This window comes from Streptomyces sp. NBC_00190, from assembly GCF_036203305.1.
Taxonomy (GTDB): Bacteria; Actinomycetota; Actinomycetes; order Streptomycetales; family Streptomycetaceae; genus Streptomyces.
The window spans coordinates 5,695,909-5,715,073 of record NZ_CP108131.1; the positions used below are offsets into that span (position 1 = coordinate 5,695,909).

Below are 19,165 nucleotides of genomic sequence, written 5' to 3' on the forward strand. Positions count from 1 at the left end.
GATCATCACCGAACGTCGGACAGACGTACGAGGATGAGTACGCGTACCGGTACCCGTACGCGTACGAGCACGGGCAAGGCGGAACCAGCGATGCCGACGGCGGAAGACCGCAACAGCCGACGGCTGGCCTGGTGCGTGGCGCACCTCCTGCGCCACGCACCGGACCACGTCGTCGTCGACCTGATCGGCCGGCTCGACGCGCCGACCCGCAAATACCTGTGCCGCGACGAGTGGCTGTCGGCCTCGACCGTCACCCTGCTGCTGCGCCACGGCGACGAGGCGGACCGGCAGTTCGTCGCCCGCAACCCCCACGTCGTCGGACGGCCCCTGCCCGGGCTGCCCGGGCCGGCGCGGTACGCGGCCCGGCCGGGGCCCTCGCCGGAGCTGCTGGGGCAGGTCGGACCCGGGCCGTTCGCCCCCGGCGAGCTGATCGCGCTGCTGCGCCGCCACGGCCGCCGGCCCCGGATCCCCCTCACCTTGCTGCGGATGCCGCACGAGCCCCTCCACCCGCAGACGCTGCTCGCCGAGCACGCCCGTGCCCCGCTGCCGCCCGGCGCCGTCGAGGCCCTGCTGCTGGCCGGCGCACTGCCCCGGGAGACGTGCCAGGCACTGCTGGACGCAGGCCGGCAGGACACGTCACGGCGCCAGTGGCACCGGCCCGCCGTCCGCGCCGTCCGCATGGGGCTGCTCACCTTCGACGAGCTCGTCGCCCACGTGGCGCCCGCGCACCGGACCCTGCTGCTCGCGGACCTCCCCGAGAACACCGGCCTGCGCTGGTCCCTGCCCGAACGGACGGGGATGCGGACGGCCGTCGCCCGGGCGCTGCGCCCGCTGCGCGACGATCCCCGGCTGTGGGCGGAGCTGCTGCGCCACGCCCCCGGTTTCCGCGGCACCCTGCCGGTACTCGTGGCCCGGATCGTCCGCGGCACCCTGGACGGGTCAGCCGGCCCGCAGGCCGTCGACGGACTCCCCGCGGCGGTGGCCTCCCTGGCCCCGAGGGCCGCCGAGCCCGTCGGGGGAGTGGACCGCGAACTGGCTCTGGCGAGCCTCGCGGTGCCCGTGGACTCCGTCGAGGAGGACATCCGGTGGGTGCGGGACTGCCTGGCCCGCGGGCTGCTGACCGGCGAGGACGTGATCCGGCACAAGGCGCCCGCCTGCTGGGCGCTGGACGAGGACCACTGGCTGGGGGACGTGCACCACCCCGACCGCCACGACTGGGCCGAGCCGGTGCTCGCCGCGCGGGCGGAGGCCGACCGGCTGTTCGCCGTGTCCATCGGCGCCGATCCGGACGCCTGGTGGCGGGTCGCCGTCACCCTCCCGGACTTCGCCGGAACGCTCCCGCACCTTCTCCTGCGGGTCACGGAAGGGGGCTCCGTGTCGGGCCGCTCCTGACTTCCGGCAACAATGGGGGGCATGAGCGACCGCCCAGCCCCCCTCGCCGATCCGCACCTCCTCTTCGACCCCGCGGCCGGCCCCCGGGACATCGTCATCCTCGGCTCCACCGGGTCCATCGGCACCCAGGCCATCGACCTCGTCCTGCGCAACCCGGACCGGTTCCGGGTGACCGCGCTGTCCGCCGCCGGCGGGCGCGTCGGGCTGCTGGCCGAGCAGGCCAGGCTGCTGCGGGTCAAGACGGTGGCCGTCGCCCGCGAGGACGTCGTACCGGCCCTGAAAGAGGCGCTGAGCGCCCAGTACGGCGCCACCGAGCCGCTGCCCGAGATCCTGGCCGGGCCCGACGCGGCGGCCGAGCTCGCCGCCTCCGAGTGCCACACCGTCCTCAACGGCATCACGGGTTCCATCGGCCTCGCGCCCACCCTCGCCGCCCTGCGGGCGGGCCGGACCCTGGCCCTGGCCAACAAGGAGTCGCTGATCGTCGGCGGCCCGCTGGTCAAGGCCCTGGCGAAGCCGGGCCAGATCATCCCGGTGGACTCCGAGCACGCGGCGCTGTTCCAGGCGCTCGCCGCCGGCACCCGGGCCGACGTGCGCAAGCTCGTGGTCACCGCCTCCGGCGGGCCCTTCCGCGGCCGCACCCGCGAGGAGCTGGCGGGGGTCACGGTCAAGGACGCGCTCGCGCACCCCACCTGGGCCATGGGCCCGGTGATCACGGTGAACAGCGCCACCCTCGTCAACAAGGGGCTGGAGGTCATCGAGGCGCACCTGCTCTACGACATCCCCTTCGACCGCATCGAGGTCGTGGTCCACCCGCAGTCCTACGTGCACTCGATGGTCGAGTTCACGGACGGCTCCACGCTCGCCCAGGCCACCCCGCCGGACATGCGCGGCCCCATCGCGATCGGCCTCGGCTGGCCCCAGCGGATCCCGGACGCGGCCCCCGCGTTCGACTGGACCAAGGCGTCCACCTGGGAGTTCTTCCCGCTGGACACCGAGGCCTTCCCCTCGGTGGGCCTCGCCCGGCACGTGGGCACGCTCGGCGGCACGGCCCCGGCCGTGTTCAACGCGGCCAACGAGGAGTGCGTCGAGGCGTTCCTGGCAGGTCGGCTGCCGTTCACAGCAATCATGGATACCGTCTCTGCCGTGGTCGATGAGCACGGGACGCCGGAGTCGGGAACTTCCCTGACGGTCCAGGACGTCCTCGAAGCAGAGGTCTGGGCCAGGGCCCGGGCGCGGGAGATGGCGGCTCGGGCCGCCGTGGAGGCGAGCGCATGACACTACTGATGACGGTGCTCGGGGTCGTGATCTTCGCGTTCGGCCTGCTGGTCTCCATCGCCTGGCACGAGCTGGGGCACCTCTCCACGGCCAAGATCTTCGGCATCCGGGTGCCGCAGTACATGGTGGGCTTCGGGCCGACCATCTGGTCGCGGAGGAAGGGCGAGACCGAGTACGGGATCAAGGCCATCCCGATGGGCGGCTACATCCGCATGATCGGGATGTTCCCGCCCGGCGAGGACGGCAAGGTCACCGCCCGTTCGACGTCGCCGTTCCGGTCGATGATCGAGGACGCGCGCTCGGCCGCGTACGAGGAGCTCCAGCCCGGTGACGAGAGCCGGCTCTTCTACACGCGCAAGCCGTGGAAGCGCGTGATCGTGATGTTCGCCGGCCCGTTCATGAACCTGGTCCTGGCCGTGGCGATCTTCCTCACCACGCTCATGACCTTCGGGCTGAACACGCAGACCACCGTGGTCGGCTCGGTCTCGGACTGCGTCATCCAGCAGAGCGAGAAGCGCGACAAGTGCGTCGCGGGCGACCCGGCCGCCCCCGCCAAGGCGGCCGGGCTGCAGCAGAAGGACAAGATCGTCGCCTTCAACGGGCGCCCGGTCCAGGACTGGTCCGCGCTCCAGAAGGACATCCGCGCCACCGTCGGCCCCGCCGTCATCACCGTCGAGCGGGCCGGCCAGCGGATCGACCTGAAGGCGAACCTGATCGAGAACAAGGTCGCCAAGACCGACGGCAGCGGCAACTACGTCAAGGACCAGTACGTCACCGCGGGCTTCCTCGGCTTCGCCCCCGCCTCCGGCTACGTCCCGCAGTCCTTCGGCCAGTCCGTCACGCGCATGGGCGACATGATGCAGAGCGGCGTGGAGTCGCTGATCGCCCTGCCCTCCAAGGTCCCGGACCTGTGGGACGCGGCGTTCAACGGGGCCGAGCGCAAGCAGGACAGCCCGATGGGCGTCGTCGGCGCGGCGCGGGTCAGCGGTGAGATCTTCACCCTCGACATCCCCGCCCAGCACCAGCTGGTGTTCTTCCTCAACCTGCTGGCCGGCTTCAACCTCTCGCTGTTCCTGTTCAACATGCTGCCGCTGCTCCCGCTCGACGGCGGGCACATCGCCGGCGCCCTGTGGGAGTCGGTCCGGCGCAATGTGGCACGGGTGTTCAGGCGCCCCGACCCCGGCCCGTTCGACGTGGCCAAGCTGATGCCCGTCGCGTACGTGGTGGCGGGGCTCTTCATCTGCTTCACGCTGCTGGTGATGGTGGCGGACGTGGTGAACCCGATCAAGATCACCTAGCCCGTCCGGGGCATTGCCCCAGACGTACCGGAGCCGGGCACGCATCGTGCCCGGCTCCCTACGTTCGGGTGGCTCGCCCCCCGGGATGCATGGGCCGCGTGCTGGTTGGCGTAATCTCGAAACCTGGAGCCCGCCGATCTCGGCACCTTGATCCACACCTTGGGGTTGTACAGCAGATGACTGCCATCTCTCTCGGAATGCCGGCCGTGCCGACGAAGCTTGCCGACCGCAGGGTCAGCCGCAAGATTCAGGTCGGGTCGGTGGCCGTCGGCGGCGACGCACCCATCTCGGTGCAGTCGATGACCACGACCCGCACCTCCGACGTCGGCGCCACGCTCCAGCAGATCGCCGAGCTGACCGCTTCCGGATGCAACATCGTCCGCGTGGCCTGCCCGACCCAGGACGACGCCGACGCCCTCGCCGTCATCGCGAAGAAGTCGCAGATCCCGGTCATCGCCGACATCCACTTCCAGCCGAAGTACGTGTTCGCCGCGATCGACGCCGGCTGCGCCGCCGTCCGCGTGAACCCGGGCAACATCAAGCAGTTCGACGACAAGGTCAAGGAGATCGCGCACGCCGCCAAGGCTGCGGGCACCCCGATCCGGATCGGCGTCAACGCGGGCTCGCTCGACGCCCGGCTGCTGAGGAAGTACGGCAAGGCCACCCCCGAGGCGCTGGTCGAGTCCGCGCTGTGGGAGGCCTCCCTCTTCGAGGAGCACGGCTTCGGCGACATCAAGATCTCGGTCAAGCACAACGACCCGGTCGTCATGGTCAACGCCTACCGCCAGCTGGCCGCCGCCTGCGACTATCCGCTGCACCTCGGCGTCACCGAGGCCGGCCCCGCCTTCCAGGGCACCATCAAGTCCGCCGTCGCCTTCGGCGCGCTGCTCTCCGAGGGCATCGGCGACACTATCCGCGTCTCCCTCTCCGCGCCGCCGGTCGAGGAGGTCAAGGTCGGCAACCAGATCCTGGAGTCGCTGAACCTCAAGCCGCGCCGCCTGGAGATCGTCTCCTGCCCGTCCTGCGGCCGGGCCCAGGTGGACGTCTACAAGCTGGCCGAGGAGGTCACGGCGGGCCTGGAGGGCATGGAGGTCCCGCTGCGCGTCGCGGTCATGGGCTGCGTCGTCAACGGCCCCGGCGAGGCCCGCGAGGCCGACCTCGGCGTCGCCTCCGGCAACGGCAAGGGCCAGATCTTCGTGAAGGGCGAGGTCATCAAGACGGTCCCCGAGTCGAAGATCGTGGAGACCCTCATCGAAGAGGCCATGAAGATCGCCGAGCAGATGGAGAAGGACGGCGTGATGTCGGGCGAGCCGACGGTCGCCATCGGCGTCTGACGCCCGCGAACTTCCGCCCCGGCCCCGTTCCCGCAGCTCGCGGGCCGGGGCCGGGGCTCTTTCGTGACCTGGGGGACCGGGCATCCTCCGGCCCTGCCGGGTACAGTGCGGAGATCAGCAGACTTGCACGGTGAGGCCCCAGTGTTGACGCAGACCACCACCCGGGTCCTTGAGCCCAGTGATCTCGACGCCGCCCTCGAAGTCCTCGGACGCGAGCCGGTCGAGAACGCCTTCGTCACCTCCCGGGTCCAGGTCGCCGGACTCGACCCCTGGCGCCTGGGCGGCGAGATGTGGGGCTGGTACGCCGACGGCGAGCTGCGCTCCCTCTGCTACGCGGGTGCCAACCTGGTCCCCGTCTGCGCCGAACCCGACGCCGTACGCGCCTTCGCCGACCGCGCCCGCCGCACGGGCCGCCGCTGCTCCTCCATCGTCGGCCCCGCCGAGGCCACCCGGCTGCTGTGGCAGCTCCTGGAGCCCACCTGGGGACCGGCCCGCGACGTGCGCTCCCACCAGCCCCTCATGGTCATGGAGGGCCCGTCCGCCACGGTCGAGGCCGACCCGCTGGTCCGCCGGATCCGCAAGGACGAGATGGACCTGATCATGCCCGCCTGCGTGGCCATGTTCACCGAGGAAGTCGGCATCTCGCCGATGGCCGGCGACGGCGGGCTGCTCTACCAGGCCCGGGTCGCCGAACTCGTCGGCAGCGGCCGCTCGTTCGCCCGCGTCGAGGACGGCCGGATCGTCTTCAAGGCGGAGATCGGCGCCGCCACCTCCCGCGCCTGCCAGATCCAGGGCGTGTGGGTGGACCCCGAGTTCCGCGGCCGCGGCCACTCCGAGACCGGGATGGCCGCCGTCGTCGCCTACGCGCTGCGGGACGTCGCGCCGGTCGTCAGCCTCTACGTGAACGACTTCAACACCGCCGCGCGGGCGTCGTACCGCCGGGTCGGCTTCCGCGAGGTCGGCGCCTTCATGAGCGTGCTCTTCTGAATCCGCAGGAGACCTTGCCGACGGCATACCGGCATGCCCCTACCGCGCAGTAAGGTCGCCGCATGCTGCCTTCCGGAGTCCGCATCGGCCCGCTCGACCTCGCCGCCCGCGTGGACGAGGCCCTGCGCGTGCAGGCCGTCGCCTTCGGCCTCAGCGAGGACGAGGTCGGCATCCGGAGATACATCGTCCAGCGCCACATGACCTGCAAGGGCGCCCGCGCCCTCGGGGCCTTCGCCGAGGACGGCGCGCTCACCGGCTTCGTCTACGGGATGCCGAACGACCGGACGCACTGGTGGTCCACGATCGTCGAGCCCTACCTCCGGGCCGGCGGCCACGACGACTGGCTCGACGACTCCTTCGTGATCACCGAGCTGCACGTCCACCCCGGATTCCAGGGCCACGGCGTCGGCCGCGCGCTGATCACCGACATCACCGACAGCGCCGCCGAACCGCGCTCGATCCTCTCCGCCATCGACACCGACAGCCCCGCCCGCGGGCTCTACCGGGCCCTCGGCTACAAGGACCTCGCCCGCCAGGTCCACTTCCCGAGCGCGAGCCTCCCGTACGCCGTCATGGGAGCCCCGCTGCCCCTGCTGCGGCCCTGAGAAACGGTTTCCGCCGCCCGCACGGCCGCCGGTAACCTCCGGGCATGTCTACGCAACACGTGCAGCGCATGTCCCGCCTCATGGCCAAGACCCTCCGCGAGGACCCGGCCGACGCCGAGACCCTCAGCCACCGGATGCTGGTCCGCGCCGGATACGTCCGGCGCAGCTCGGCCGGGGTGTGGACGTGGCTGCCGCTCGGCAAGCGGGTCCTGGACAACGTCTCGCGCGTCGTCCGCGAGGAGATGGACGCGATCGGCGCCCAGGAGGTGCTGCTCCCGGCGCTGCTGCCGAAGGAGCCGTACGAGGTCAGCGGACGCTGGTCGGAGTACGGGGACCTGCTGTTCCGGCTCAAGGACCGCAAGGGCGCGGACTACCTGCTCGGCCCCACCCACGAGGAGATCTTCACCCTGGTGGTGAAGGACCAGTGCACCTCGTACAAGGACCTGCCGGTCATGCTGTACCAGATCCAGACCAAGTACCGCGACGAGGCGCGGCCCCGGTCGGGGGTGCTGCGCGGGCGCGAGTTCCAGATGAAGGACTCGTACTCCTTCGACGTGTCCGACGAGGGTCTCGAAGAGTCGTACCGCCTCCACCGCGAGGCCTACGTCCGCATCTTCGAGCGTCTCGGCCTGGACCACCGCATCGTGTCGGCGGTGTCGGGGGCGATGGGCGGCTCGGCGTCCGAGGAGTTCCTGGCCCCGGCGGAGGCCGGCGAGGACACCTTCGTGGACTGCCCGTCCTGCGACTACGCCGCCAACACCGAGGCCGTGACGTTCGCCCTCGCCCCGGTGTCCGCTCAGCACCCGGCACCGGAGGAGGTGGACACCCCGGACACCCCGACCATCGAATCCCTGGCCGCGCAGCTGGGGGTGCCCGCCTCGGCGACCCTGAAGAACCTCCTCGTGAAGGTCGACGGCGAGATCGTGGCGGTCGGCGTGCCCGGAGACCGCGAGGTGGACCTCGGCAAGCTCGGCGAGCACCTGGCGCCGGCGGTCGTCGAGCTCGTCACGGCCGAGGACTTCGAGGGCCGGCCCGACCTCGTACGCGGCTACGTGGGCCCGCAGGGCCTGGAGAACGTCCGCTACCTGGCCGACCCCCGCGTGGCGCCGGGCACGGCGTGGATCACCGGCGCCAACCGGGTGGACACCCACGTCCGCAACGTGGTCTGCGGCCGGGACTTCGAAGTGGACCAGTACCTGGACGTGGTCGTCGTGGAGCCGGGCGACCCCTGCCCGACCTGCGGGGCGGGCCTGCGGCTCGACCGGGCGATCGAGATCGGGCACATCTTCCAGCTGGGCCGCAAGTACGCCGACGCGTTCGGGCTGGACGTGCTGGGCCGCGAGGGCAAGCCGGTGCGGGTCACGATGGGCTCGTACGGCATCGGGGTCTCCCGCGCGGTGGCCGCGCTGGCCGAGCAGACGGCGGACGCGCGCGGACTGAACTGGCCGGCTGCGGTGGCCCCGGCGGACGTCCACGTGGTGGCGGCGGGCAAGGCCGTGCCGCTGGCGCTGGCGGAGCAGGCGGCGTCGGCGCTCGCGTCCTCGGGTCTGCGCGTCCTGCTGGACGACCGCCCCGGCCTGTCCCCGGGCGTGAAGCTCACGGACGCCGAGCTGATCGGCGTCCCGTGGATCCTGGTCGCGGGCCGCCGCTCGGCCGAGTCGGTGGTCGAACTCCAGCACCGCGCCTCGGGCACCCGTGAGGAGCTCCCCCTCACCGAGGCGCTGGCCCGCCTGACGTAACGGGGCGGCGCCGCCCTCAGCGGCCTCGGGGAAGTGGGGCACGTCCCCGCGCCGCTCCCCCAGCTACCGCTGGGAGGTGCCCCCAGGCACGGCGCCTCGCCGCGTTGTCGCAGTACCCGAGTGCGTCCAGTACAAGGGCACTGCTCCGCCTTGCGATGCACCGCACCGGACGACGCGGAAACGCACCCCACTTCCCCGAGGCCGCTTAGCCGCACGGCTCGTCGGTGCCCGACGGGGGCGGCGGCGAGCCGTCCAGGGACAGCCCTGTGGGCGGGCCGGTCACCGCACGGGGAGCCTCGGCGTCGCCCAAGGGGGGCGCGGAGGGGGCCTGAGCGTCCGGCGCGGAACCGGGGGCGGCCGGGGCCTGGCCCCCCTCCGCGCCCGTCGCCGCCGACGGCGTGGCGCGCTCCAGGAAGCGCAGGAGCTCCACGGGGAAGGGGAGGACCAGCGTCGAGTTCTTCTCCGCCGCCACCGCGACCACCGTCTGCAGCAGGCGCAGCTGCAGCGCCGCCGGCTGCTCCGACATGACCTCCGCCGCCTCGGCCAGCTTGTGCGAGGCCTGGAGCTCCGCGTCCGCGTTGATCACACGGGCCCGCCGCTCCCGGTCCGCCTCCGCCTGCCGGGCCATCGACCGCTTCATCGTCTCCGGCAGGGACACGTCCTTGATCTCGACCCGGTCGATCTGCACGCCCCAGCCCACGGCCGGGCTGTCGATCATCAGCTCCAGGCCCTGGTTGAGCATCTCCCGGTTCGACAGCAGGTCGTCCAGGTCCGATTTGCCGATGATCGACCTGAGCGAGGTCTGCGCCATCTGCGAGACGGCGAACCGGTAGTCCTCCACCGCCACGATCGCGTTCGCCGGGTCGACGACCTTGAAGTACACGACCGCGTCCACGCGCACCGTGACGTTGTCCCGCGTGATGCCCTCCTGCGCGGGCACCGGAAGCGTCACGATCTGCATGTTCACTTTTCTGAGCCGGTCGATCCCGGGCACGATCATCGCGAAGCCGGGCGGCCGGATCTCCTGGCGCAGCCTGCCGAAGCGGAAAACCAGGCCGCGCTCGTACTGCTTCACCACCCGGGCCGCGGCGCCCACGTAGACCGCGACGCCCACACCCACGGCGACCGCCGCTGTCAGCAGTTCTTCGACCATGACGGCCCCCTGCCGGACTGACGTACCTATCTAAACGGTATGCCCTACAGCCAGGCCGCGAACTCCAGCAGCAGCTCGGCGTCCCGTCGCCGCCCGGCGGCCAGCGCCCGGTTCCCCGACTCCACCGCCCGGAACACCGTCCAGCCCCGGAGCCGGTCCCGGTCCACCTCCAGGGCGTCGGCCAGCTTGTTCACCCGGCGCCGGGCGCCCGCCGCCCCCGCCGAGGTGGCCATCTGGTCCTCCAGCCGGTCCCGGACCAGCCGCGCCAGGTCGTACGCGCGCTCGCCGACCAGCGGGTCCGGGCCCACCGTCAGCCACGGGGCACGCTCGCCGGCGAGGACCTTGCCCTGCCGGAAGTTCCCGTGCAGCAGCAGCAGCTCCTCCGGCGGGCCCGCGACCAGCTCGTCGCGCACCGCCAGCGCCGTGTCGGCCAGCGCCCTGACGTCCGCCGGGGCCGCCTTCAGCGCCACCGACTGCCGCTCGGACCGCTCCGCCACCGTCTCCCAGACGTGCCCGGCCGGCGGCGCCACCCACAGCCTGCGCAGCGTGCCGCTGGCCTCCAGCAGCGCCTTCGCCTCCGGCAGCGACCGCAACGAGACCTCCGGGTGCAGCCGTTCCAGCAGCAGCGCCCCGTCCTCCTCGTGGTACCGCGAATCGAGGACCCGTACGGCCCCGAAACCGCCCCAGTGCGCCAGCGCGGCCAGCTCCCGGTCGGGCCGGGCGTGCGGGGGAGCCAGTTTCAGAGCGGCCGGGGTCCCGTCGGCGTACCGGACGAGGACAACCAGACTGCTGCGGCCGCCCGGGGCCTGCACCCGCTGGGCCTGTACCCCACGCCGGTCCAGCGCGGCCTCGGTGATCCGGGGCAACTGGCTCAGCCAGTCCGCGTCCTGCGCCGATTCCGGCATCTCGCCGAGCGCCCGTACAAGCCGCTGCGGCGGTTCGAAAGCCATGCGTGCGTGGTCCCTTTCAGCTGTGCTGGGCCCGTCGTGCCACTTCAGCGCTTTTCCGTGAGCCCAGGGAAGGCTACGCCGACACCACGCCAGCGTGCCGCGCGCACGGCCGCGGCGCTCAGCGCGTCGGCCGCCATGCGGCGCAGCGGGCCCTGTGCCGCCCGCACCAGGTCGGAGTACGCGCCCGCCACCCGGTCCTCGATCTCGGCGGCCAGCCGCTCGGCCTCGGCGGGGGTGCGGACCTCGAACGGCAGGGCGTACGCCGCCTCCGACGGCCGGGGCGCGCCGCCGAGCTCCCGCACGGTCCGGGCGAGCGCGTCGCGCCGCGCGAGGTGGCCGGAGTACGCCTCGCGGGCCTCCGTCGCGCGTGCCCCGGTGGTCCGGGCGCCGATCACCCCGTAGCCGTACGCGGCCGCGTGCTCGGCGGCCAGTGCGGCCTGCGCCGCTTCCAGGGCCTGGCCGGCGGTGGTGGGTTCGGGCTTCACGGCTTGGCTCCGGGGGTCGAGGTCAGCAGGTACGCGTGTACGGCGCCGCAGGCGGCCACCGAGGCCAGCAGCCGGGCCAGCTCCCCCGGGGCGCCGGCCAGGTCGATGGTGCGGGCCTCCGACAGGCTGCGCTCGGCGTCCGCGAGGGCGGTCAGGGCCTCGGCGGGCTTGGGCGCCACGGGCTCCCCGCTCGGCGCGGGAGCGGCCGCCCCCGTACCGCCGGACGGGGACGCCGAAGCGGACCGGGACGGTGCGCCCGCCGGGGCGGGGGACAGCGCCGCGGCGTGCGCGGCGACCGCGGTGCGCAGCGGGGCGAGCCGCTCCGCCAGGTCCGGATGGGCGGCGACGGTGGCGTCGTAACGTTCCAGCAGCCGCTCACTGTCACGAACGGCCGCTTCCCGCATCCGCTGTTCGAGTGAAATCCCGGAAGCGGTGTCGGGCGAACCGGCGGCGGAGCACCCGCTGAGCAGCGCGGCGCCGCCCGCGCCGACGGCTCCTGCGAGCAGGCTCCGGCGCGAGGGCCTCGGTGGCAGAGTCCAGGGCACGGCGACGTCCTCGGGGGTGATGGCGGGGCAGGGTGTGATCACGGTACCCGGGGCCCCGTCCACAGGGCTGACGGCAACACCCTCCGCGACCGGATACCCTTTGACCTGACACACGACGGAAACCACAACAGCACACGCGGCCGAGGAGTCACCCGGATGAGCACCACCCAGAGCGACAGGCTGCGCGGATTGCTGGAGCCGCTCGTCGCCGCCAAGGGCCTGGACCTCGAAGAGATCGAGACGTCCCGGGCGGGCAAGCGCCGGATGCTGCGCATCATCGTGGACTCCGACGAGGGCGTGGAGCTGGACGCGTGTGCCGAGCTGAGTCGCGAGGTGTCCGACCTGCTCGACGAGACCGACGTCATGGGCGAGGACGAGTACGTCCTCGAAGTGAGCTCGCCGGGTGCTGACCGCCCGCTGACCGAGCACCGTCACTACGTACGGGCGATCGGCCGCCTCGTGAAGTTCCAGCTGGCCGAGAGCGGGGAACTGATCGCCCGCGTTCTCGACGTCGACGACGAGGGACTGGACCTCGAAGTCCCGGGCGTGAAGGGCCGCAAGGCGACCGCCCGCCGTATTGCTTTCACCGACATCGCCAAGGCGCGTGTCGAGATCGAGTTCAGCCGCAAGGACAAGAAGGAAGAGGAGGCGTAGTCGTGGACATCGACATGAGTGCCCTGCGGGGTCTGGTCCGGGAGAAGGAGATCTCCTTCGACCTGCTCGTCGAGGCGATCGAGTCGGCCCTCCTCATCGCGTACCACCGGACCGACGGGAGCTTCCGCCGCGCCCGCGTCGTGCTGGACCGCACCAACGGTCACGTGGTCGTGTGGGCGACGGAAGACCCGAGGGACCTCGAAGAGGGCCAGGAACCGAAGGAGTTCGACGACACCCCGTCGGACTTCGGCCGGATCGCCGCGACGACCGCCAAGCAGGTGATCCTGCAGCGTCTGCGCGACGCCGAGGACGACCTGACCTTCGGCGAGTTCGCAGGCCGTGAGGGCGACGTCATCACCGGCGTCGTCCAGCAGGGCAAGGACCCCAAGAACGTCCTCGTCGACATCGGCAAGCTGGAGGCCATCCTGCCCGTGCAGGAGCAGGTCCCCGGTGAGGAGTACACGCACGGTCTGCGCCTGAAGGCGTACGTCGTGCGCGTGGCGAAGGGCGTCCGCGGTCCGTCCGTGACGCTGTCGCGCACCCACCCCAACCTCGTGAAGAAGCTCTTCCAGCTGGAGGTCCCGGAGATCGCCGACGGCAGCGTCGAGATCTCCGCGATCGCCCGTGAGGCCGGTCACCGCACCAAGATCGCCGTACGGTCCACCCGCTCGGGCCTGAACCCCAAGGGCGCCTGCATCGGCCCGATGGGCAGCCGTGTGCGCAACGTGATGGCCGAGCTGCACGGCGAGAAGATCGACATCGTCGACTGGTCGGACGACCCGGCGGAGATGGTCGCGAACGCGCTGTCACCCGCCCGGGTGAGCCAGGTCGAGGTCGTCGACTGGGACACCCGCTCCGCCCGGGTGACCGTGCCCGACTACCAGCTGTCGCTGGCCATCGGCAAGGAGGGCCAGAACGCCCGCCTCGCCGCGCGGCTCACCGGCTGGCGCATCGACATCCGTCCCGACACCGAGCAGCCTTCGGACGGCGGCGGGGAATAAACCGGTACCGCCCGGGGCTACCCGGGCGGTAGACAGGGACCACGAAGGGCCTTACACCGGCCCTGTGGATCACCACAACACAACAGCCGTTCGATTTTCGCCCGGAACCTGTCGGGGGAGGGTCGGTGCGGGGAGGTAGACTTAGGCGTGTCTGGCCGGACGCAAGCCCGCGCATGCCCCGAACGAACCTGTGTGGGGTGTCGGGAGCGAGCGGCCAAGAGCGATCTGCTGCGCATCGTGGCGATCGAGGACGAATGCGTCCCCGATCATCGCGGTACGCTGCCCGGCCGGGGTGCGTATGTGCACCCTGCCGTGGTCTGCCTCGACCAGGCGGTCCGCCGCCGGGCGTTCCCCCGGGCCCTGCGGTCCGCCGGAGCGCTCGACACGACGGAACTGCGCAATGTCCTGGCCGGTCAGGCCGAGGCGACACCGTAAGACGTAGAACGGCACGGATACCCCGTGCGGTCAGGTACCTCGCGAGTTGGAAGTAGGTCGAGATTGCGATGAGCACTCGATGAGTACGCGATGAGTACGCCCATGAAGTAGCAACGGTCCGGCGTAACCCGGACCTAAAAGGAGCGAAGTGGCTAAGGTCCGGGTATACGAACTCGCCAAGGAGTTCGGAGTTGAGAGCAAGGTCGTCATGGCCAAGCTCCAGGAACTCGGTGAGTTCGTCCGTTCGGCGTCCTCGACGATCGAGGCGCCGGTTGTACGCAAGTTGACTGACGCACTGCAGGGGCCCGGCGGCAACGCCGGCAAGTCCGCTGCGAAGCCGGGTGCGCCCCGCAAGGCTGCCCCCGCCAAGCCCGGGGCTCCGACCCCGGGTGCCGCACGTCCCGCTGCGCCGAAGCCCGGCGCACCGGCCCCCAAGCCGGTCGTCGCGGAGGCTCCGGCCGCCGCAGCGCCCGCCCCGGTGACTCCGGCCGCCTCCGGCCCGCGTCCCGGTCCGAAGGCTCCGGCCGCCCCGAAGCCCGCTCCGGCGGCGCCCGTGGCGACCGAGTTCTCCGCGCCTCCGGCGGCTCCGGCCGCTCCGGCGCGCACCGAGCGTCCCGCCGCGGCTCCCGGCCCCCGTCCGGCGCAGCAGCGTCCGGCGGCCCAGGGCGGCCAGGCCGGTGCCCGTCCCGGCGCCCCGCGCCCGGCCGGCGCCACTCCCGGTGCCCAGGCCCCGCGCCCCGGTGGCGCGGCCCCGCGTCCGCAGGGCGCCCGTCCGGCGGGTCCCCGCCCGGGCAACAACCCGTTCACCTCTGGTGGCTCCACCGGCATGGCGCGCCCGCAGGCGCCCCGTCCGGCCGGCGCGCCCCGTCCCGGTGCCCCCGGCGCCGGTGGCGGCCAGGGTGCTCCCCGCCCGCAGGGCGGTCCCGGCGGCGCTCCGCGTCCGCAGGGCCAGGGCGCCGGTCGCCCGACCCCCGGCGGCATGCCCCGTCCGCAGGGCGGCGCCCCCCGTCCGGGTGGTGCTCCCGGTGGTAACCGTCCGAACCCGGGCATGATGCCGCAGCGTCCCGCTGCCGGTGGTCCCGGTCCCCGTCCCGGTGGCGGCCCCGGTGGCCGTGGTCCCGGTGCGGGCGGTCCGCGTCCCGGTGGCGCCGGTCGTCCCGGCGGCGGCGGCTTCGCCGGCCGTCCGGCCGGTCCCGGCTCGCGTCCCGCGGGTGGCGGCGGCTTCGGCGGCCCGCGTCCCGGTGGCGGCGGCTTCGGCGGCGGTCCGGCCGGTGCCGGTGGCGGCGGTCGTCCCGGCTTCGGCGGGCGTCCCGGTGGTCCCGGTGCCCGTGGTGGCACGCAGGGTGCCTTCGGCCGTCCCGGTGGTCCGGCCCGTCGTGGCCGCAAGTCCAAGCGTCAGAGGCGCCAGGAGTACGAGGCCATGCAGGCCCCGTCCGTCGGCGGCGTGATGCTGCCCCGCGGTGGCGGCGAGACCGTTCGCCTGTCGCGCGGTGCGTCCCTCACCGACTTCGCGGAGAAGATCAACGCCAACCCGGCGTCGCTCGTCGCCGTGATGATGAACCTCGGCGAGATGGTCACTGCCACGCAGTCCGTCTCCGACGAGACGCTCGAGATGCTGGCCGGCGAGATGAACTACGTCGTCCAGATCGTCAGCCCGGAGGAAGAGGACCGCGAGCTCCTCGAGGGCTTCGACATCGAGTTCGGCGAGGACGAGGGTGGCGAGGAATACCTCATGCCGCGTCCGCCGGTCGTGACCGTCATGGGTCACGTCGACCACGGTAAGACCCGACTGCTCGACGCCATCCGCAAGACGAACGTCGTTGCGGGCGAGGCCGGCGGCATCACGCAGCACATCGGTGCGTACCAGGTCAGCGCCCAGGTCAACGACGAAGACCGCAAGATCACCTTCATCGACACCCCGGGTCACGAGGCGTTCACCGCCATGCGTGCCCGTGGTGCCAAGTCGACCGACATCGCGATCCTCGTGGTCGCGGCCAACGACGGCGTCATGCCGCAGACGATCGAGGCGCTCAACCACGCCAAGGCCGCCGGCGTCCCGATCGTCGTCGCGGTCAACAAGATCGACGTCGAGGGTGCCGACCCGGTCAAGGTGCGCGGTCAGCTCACCGAGTTCGGTCTGGTCGCCGAGGAGTACGGCGGCGACACGATGTTCGTCGACATCTCCGCCAAGCAGGGTCTGCACATCGACTCCCTGCTCGAGGCCGTCGTCCTCACCGCCGACGCCTCGCTCGACCTGCGCGCCAACCCGGAGCAGGACGCTCAGGGTATTGCGATCGAGTCCCACCTCGACCGCGGCCGCGGTGCCGTCGCCACCGTCCTCGTCCAGCGCGGTACCCTCCGCGTCGGCGACACGATGGTCGTGGGCGACGCCTACGGCCGCGTGCGCGCCATGCTCGACGACAAGGGCAACAACGTCGAGGAAGCGGGTCCGTCGACCCCCGTCCTGGTCCTGGGTCTCACCAACGTCCCCGGCGCCGGCGACAACTTCCTCGTCGTCGACGAGGACCGCACGGCCCGTCAGATCGCCGAGAAGCGTGCTGCGCGTGAGCGCAACGCCAACTTCGCCAAGCGCGTCCGCCGGGTGTCCCTGGAAGACCTCGACTCGGTCCTCAAGGCCGGTCTGGTCCAGGAACTCAACCTCATCATCAAGGGCGACGCGTCCGGTGCGGTCGAGGCCCTCGAGTCCTCGCTGCTCCAGCTCGACGTCGGTGAAGAGGTCGACATCCGCGTCCTGCACCGCGGTGTGGGTGCGGTCACCGAGTCCGACATCTCGCTGGCGATGGGCTCCGACGCCATCGTCATCGGTTACAACGTCCGTGCGGCCGGCCGTGCCGCGCAGATGGCGGACCGCGAGGGCGTCGACGTCCGCTACTACTCGGTGATCTACCAGGCCATCGAGGAGATCGAGGCGGCCCTGAAGGGTCTCCTCAAGCCGGAGTACGAAGAGGTCGAGCTCGGTACGGCGGAGGTCCGCGAGATCTTCCGCTCGTCCAAGCTGGGCAACATCGCCGGTGTCCTCATCCGGTCCGGCGAGGTCAAGCGCAACACCAAGGCGCGGCTCCTGCGCGATGGCAAGGTCATCGCCGAGAGCCTCACCATCTCCGGTCTGCGCCGCTTCAAGGACGACGTCACCGAGATTCGCGAAGGCTTCGAGGGCGGTATCAACCTCGGCAGCTACAACGACATCAAGATCGACGACGTCATCGCGACGTACGAGATGCGCGAGAAGCCCCGCGCGTAAGCGCGAGGCGGTTCGCACCGTGTCGTAACTCGTAACACCGGGGCCGGTCGACGGAATATCCGTCGATCGGCCCCGGCCGTTGCGTGTACGGTTCTGGTGACCCTGCCGAGCGACGGCCGGCAGGCCACCGAACCCGCACCGGCGGGATATCCGGAACTGCATGTACGTGGGGACTCTGTCCTTCGATCTGCTCCTCGGCGACGTCCACTCGCTGAAGGAGAAACGCTCCGTAGTCCGGCCCATCGTGGCTGAGCTCCAACGCAAGTTCTCCGTGAGCGCGGCTGAAGTGGGCGACCAGGACCTGCACCGCAGGGCCCGTATAGGGGTCGCTCTGGTGAGTGGGGACACGGGGTTCCTCTCGGACGTACTCGACCGCTGCGAGCGGCTGGTCGCGGCACGTCCGGAAGTGGAGCTGCTGTCCGTACGACGGCGCCTCCACGGTGATGAAGACTGATAGCAAGACATAAGAAGGAGACGGACCAGTGGCCGACAATGCGCGGGCGAAGAAGCTGGCGGACCTCATCCGGGAGGTGGTGGCCGAGAAGCTGCTGCGCGGTGTCAAGGACCCCCGCCTCGGTACGCACGTGACCATCACGGACACCCGGGTCACCGGCGACCTGCGGGAGGCCACGGTCTTCTACACGGTCTACGGCGACGACGAGGACCGGGCCAGTGCGGCAGCGGGCCTGGAGAGCGCCAAGGGCGTACTGCGCTCGGCGGTCGGCCGGGCGGCGGGAACCAAGTTCACGCCCACCCTGACCTTCGTGGCGGACGCCCTCCCGGAGACCGCCAAGACGATCGAGGACCTCCTCGACAAGGCACGCTCATCCGACGCCCAGGTACGCGAGGTCTCGTCCGGCGCCCAGTACGCCGGCGACGCCGACCCGTACAAGAAGCCGGGCGAGGACGACGACGAGGACGCAGCCGCGGAATGAGCAGCAACGCAGGGAAGACTCCGGACGGCCTTGTCATTGTCGACAAGCCGTCCGGCTTCACTTCGCACGACGTGGTCGCCAAGATGCGCGGGATCGCCAAGACCCGCCGCGTGGGCCACGCCGGCACGCTCGACCCGATGGCGACGGGCGTGCTGGTCCTGGGCGTCGAGAAGGCCACCAAGCTCCTGGGTCACCTCGCGCTCACGGAGAAGGAGTACCTCGGCACGATCCGGCTGGGCCAGAACACCCTGACGGACGACGCCGAGGGCGAGATCACCTCCTCCACGGACGCCGCCGGGGTCACCCGGGAGGCCGTGGACGCGGGCATCGCCAAGCTGACCGGCGAGATCATGCAGGTCCCGTCGAAGGTCAGCGCCATCAAGATCAAGGGCGTGCGCTCCTACAAGCGCGCCCGCGACGGCGAGGACTTCGAGATCCCGGCCCGCCCGGTGACCATCTCGTCGTTCCAGGTGTACGACATGCGGGACGCGGAGGCCGAGGACGGGACCAAGGTCGTCGACCTCGTCGTCTCCGTGGTCTGCTCCAGTGGTACGTACATTCGCGCGCTCGCCCGTGACCTGGGCGCCGACCTGGGTGTCGGCGGCCACCTGACCGCGCTGCGGCGCACCCGGGTGGGCCCGTACAAGATCGACCGGGCGCGCACGCTGGACCAGCTCCAGGAGGAGCTGACCGTCATGCCGATCGGCGAGGCGGCGGCCGCGGCCTTCCCGCGCTGGGACCTGGACGCCCGGCGCGCCTCGCTGCTCGCCAACGGCGTGCGGATCGACATGCCGGAGGAGTACCCGGCCGGCCGGACCGTCGCGGTCTTCGGGCCGCAGGGGAACCTGCTCGGGCTCGTGGAGAGCAAGGGCGGCAAGGCGAAGGCCCTCGCGGTCTTCGCCTGACCACGCGCCGCCCTGGTCTGCCGACGTGGAGCGGTGAGCGCACATGCATGGCCGCTCACCGCTCCACGACCCCCCTCGGGTAGGTCTCTATCCACCCGGACCCTCGTATTCACCCGTCCGAGCAGGCGCTTGGAGTGAATGGAGGGAGCGTAAGGGGGCGCGTTCACCTCGCGTGCTTTTCGTGCTGATCTTCACCTGCCTACCGTCATG

18 protein-coding genes are annotated in these 19,165 nt (G+C 71.8%); 14 read left to right on the plus strand and 4 right to left on the minus strand.

Annotated elements, in window-relative coordinates; genetic code table 11:
* Positions 1-33 precede the first annotated feature (33 nt).
* The 7 genes from OG429_RS27565 to OG429_RS27595 all read left to right on the plus strand — a co-directional run bounded on the left by OG429_RS27565 (position 34) and on the right by OG429_RS27595 (position 8,630).
* A complete protein-coding gene (locus OG429_RS27565) occupies positions 34-1,392 on the plus strand; it encodes a hypothetical protein (RefSeq protein ID WP_328927930.1) in 1,359 nt (452 codons plus the stop codon).
* Positions 1,393-1,413: 21 nt separating this feature from the next.
* Entirely contained in the window at positions 1,414-2,667 is a 1,254-nt protein-coding gene (gene dxr, locus OG429_RS27570) for a 1-deoxy-D-xylulose-5-phosphate reductoisomerase (protein ID WP_328927931.1), read from the plus strand.
* Entirely contained in the window at positions 2,664-3,965 is a 1,302-nt protein-coding gene (locus tag OG429_RS27575) for a M50 family metallopeptidase (RefSeq protein WP_328927932.1), read from the plus strand. Before dxr ends, OG429_RS27575 begins: the two co-directional genes overlap by 4 nt.
* A 176-nt stretch (positions 3,966-4,141) precedes the next feature.
* On the plus strand, positions 4,142-5,299 hold the full coding sequence (gene ispG / locus OG429_RS27580; RefSeq protein ID WP_328927933.1) for a flavodoxin-dependent (E)-4-hydroxy-3-methylbut-2-enyl-diphosphate synthase: 1,158 nt from the start codon (positions 4,142-4,144) through the stop codon (positions 5,297-5,299).
* A 141-nt stretch (positions 5,300-5,440) separates the two neighbouring features.
* Positions 5,441-6,286, plus strand: coding sequence for a GNAT family N-acetyltransferase (locus tag OG429_RS27585; RefSeq protein WP_328927934.1), 846 nt, complete (start codon positions 5,441-5,443; stop codon positions 6,284-6,286).
* 62 nt (positions 6,287-6,348) lie between these two features.
* The gene (locus OG429_RS27590) at positions 6,349-6,891 is read left to right on the plus strand and encodes a GNAT family N-acetyltransferase (protein WP_328927935.1); all 543 of its coding nucleotides are present in this window, start codon (positions 6,349-6,351) and stop codon (positions 6,889-6,891) included.
* Between the two features lie 44 nt (positions 6,892-6,935).
* Entirely contained in the window at positions 6,936-8,630 is a 1,695-nt protein-coding gene (locus OG429_RS27595; RefSeq protein WP_328927936.1) for a proline--tRNA ligase, read from the plus strand.
* A 205-nt stretch (positions 8,631-8,835) separates the two neighbouring features.
* Here the strand turns inward: OG429_RS27595 and OG429_RS27600 are convergent, their stop codons facing one another.
* From OG429_RS27600 to OG429_RS27615, 4 genes are read right to left on the minus strand one after another with little or no spacing between them, the layout of a single operon-like run.
* Complete coding sequence (locus tag OG429_RS27600) at positions 8,836-9,783, minus strand: SPFH domain-containing protein (protein ID WP_328927937.1); 948 nt, start codon at positions 9,781-9,783, stop codon at positions 8,836-8,838.
* Between the two features lie 44 nt (positions 9,784-9,827).
* Entirely contained in the window at positions 9,828-10,733 is a 906-nt protein-coding gene (locus OG429_RS27605) for an aminoglycoside phosphotransferase family protein (protein WP_328927938.1), read from the minus strand.
* Between the two features lie 44 nt (positions 10,734-10,777).
* Positions 10,778-11,218, minus strand: coding sequence for a ferritin-like domain-containing protein (locus tag OG429_RS27610; RefSeq protein WP_328927939.1), 441 nt, complete (start codon positions 11,216-11,218; stop codon positions 10,778-10,780).
* Entirely contained in the window at positions 11,215-11,805 is a 591-nt protein-coding gene (locus OG429_RS27615) for a hypothetical protein (protein ID WP_328927940.1), read from the minus strand. Before OG429_RS27615 ends, OG429_RS27610 begins: the two co-directional genes overlap by 4 nt.
* A gap of 114 nt (positions 11,806-11,919) precedes the next feature.
* Between OG429_RS27615 and rimP the strand changes: the two genes are divergently transcribed.
* The 7 genes from rimP to truB all read left to right on the plus strand — a co-directional run bounded on the left by rimP (position 11,920) and on the right by truB (position 18,955).
* Positions 11,920-12,417, plus strand: coding sequence for a ribosome maturation factor RimP (rimP, locus tag OG429_RS27620; protein WP_328927941.1), 498 nt, complete (start codon positions 11,920-11,922; stop codon positions 12,415-12,417).
* Positions 12,418-12,419: 2 nt separating this feature from the next.
* A complete protein-coding gene (gene nusA, locus OG429_RS27625) occupies positions 12,420-13,418 on the plus strand; it encodes a transcription termination factor NusA (protein ID WP_328927942.1) in 999 nt (332 codons plus the stop codon).
* 147 nt (positions 13,419-13,565) lie between these two features.
* Positions 13,566-13,853 carry a YlxR family protein gene (locus tag OG429_RS27630; protein ID WP_328927943.1) on the plus strand — a complete coding sequence of 96 codons (288 nt, stop codon included), beginning with the start codon at positions 13,566-13,568 and terminating at the stop codon, positions 13,851-13,853.
* A gap of 148 nt (positions 13,854-14,001) precedes the next feature.
* Entirely contained in the window at positions 14,002-17,115 is a 3,114-nt protein-coding gene (gene infB, locus OG429_RS27635; protein ID WP_328927944.1) for a translation initiation factor IF-2, read from the plus strand.
* Between the two features lie 160 nt (positions 17,116-17,275).
* On the plus strand, positions 17,276-17,569 hold the full coding sequence (locus OG429_RS27640; RefSeq protein ID WP_030161467.1) for a DUF503 domain-containing protein: 294 nt from the start codon (positions 17,276-17,278) through the stop codon (positions 17,567-17,569).
* Between the two features lie 28 nt (positions 17,570-17,597).
* Entirely contained in the window at positions 17,598-18,050 is a 453-nt protein-coding gene (gene rbfA, locus OG429_RS27645) for a 30S ribosome-binding factor RbfA (RefSeq protein ID WP_214941698.1), read from the plus strand.
* Positions 18,047-18,955 carry a tRNA pseudouridine(55) synthase TruB gene (gene truB, locus OG429_RS27650; RefSeq protein ID WP_328927945.1) on the plus strand — a complete coding sequence of 303 codons (909 nt, stop codon included), beginning with the start codon at positions 18,047-18,049 and terminating at the stop codon, positions 18,953-18,955. Before rbfA ends, truB begins: the two co-directional genes overlap by 4 nt.
* Positions 18,956-19,165 lie beyond the last annotated feature (210 nt).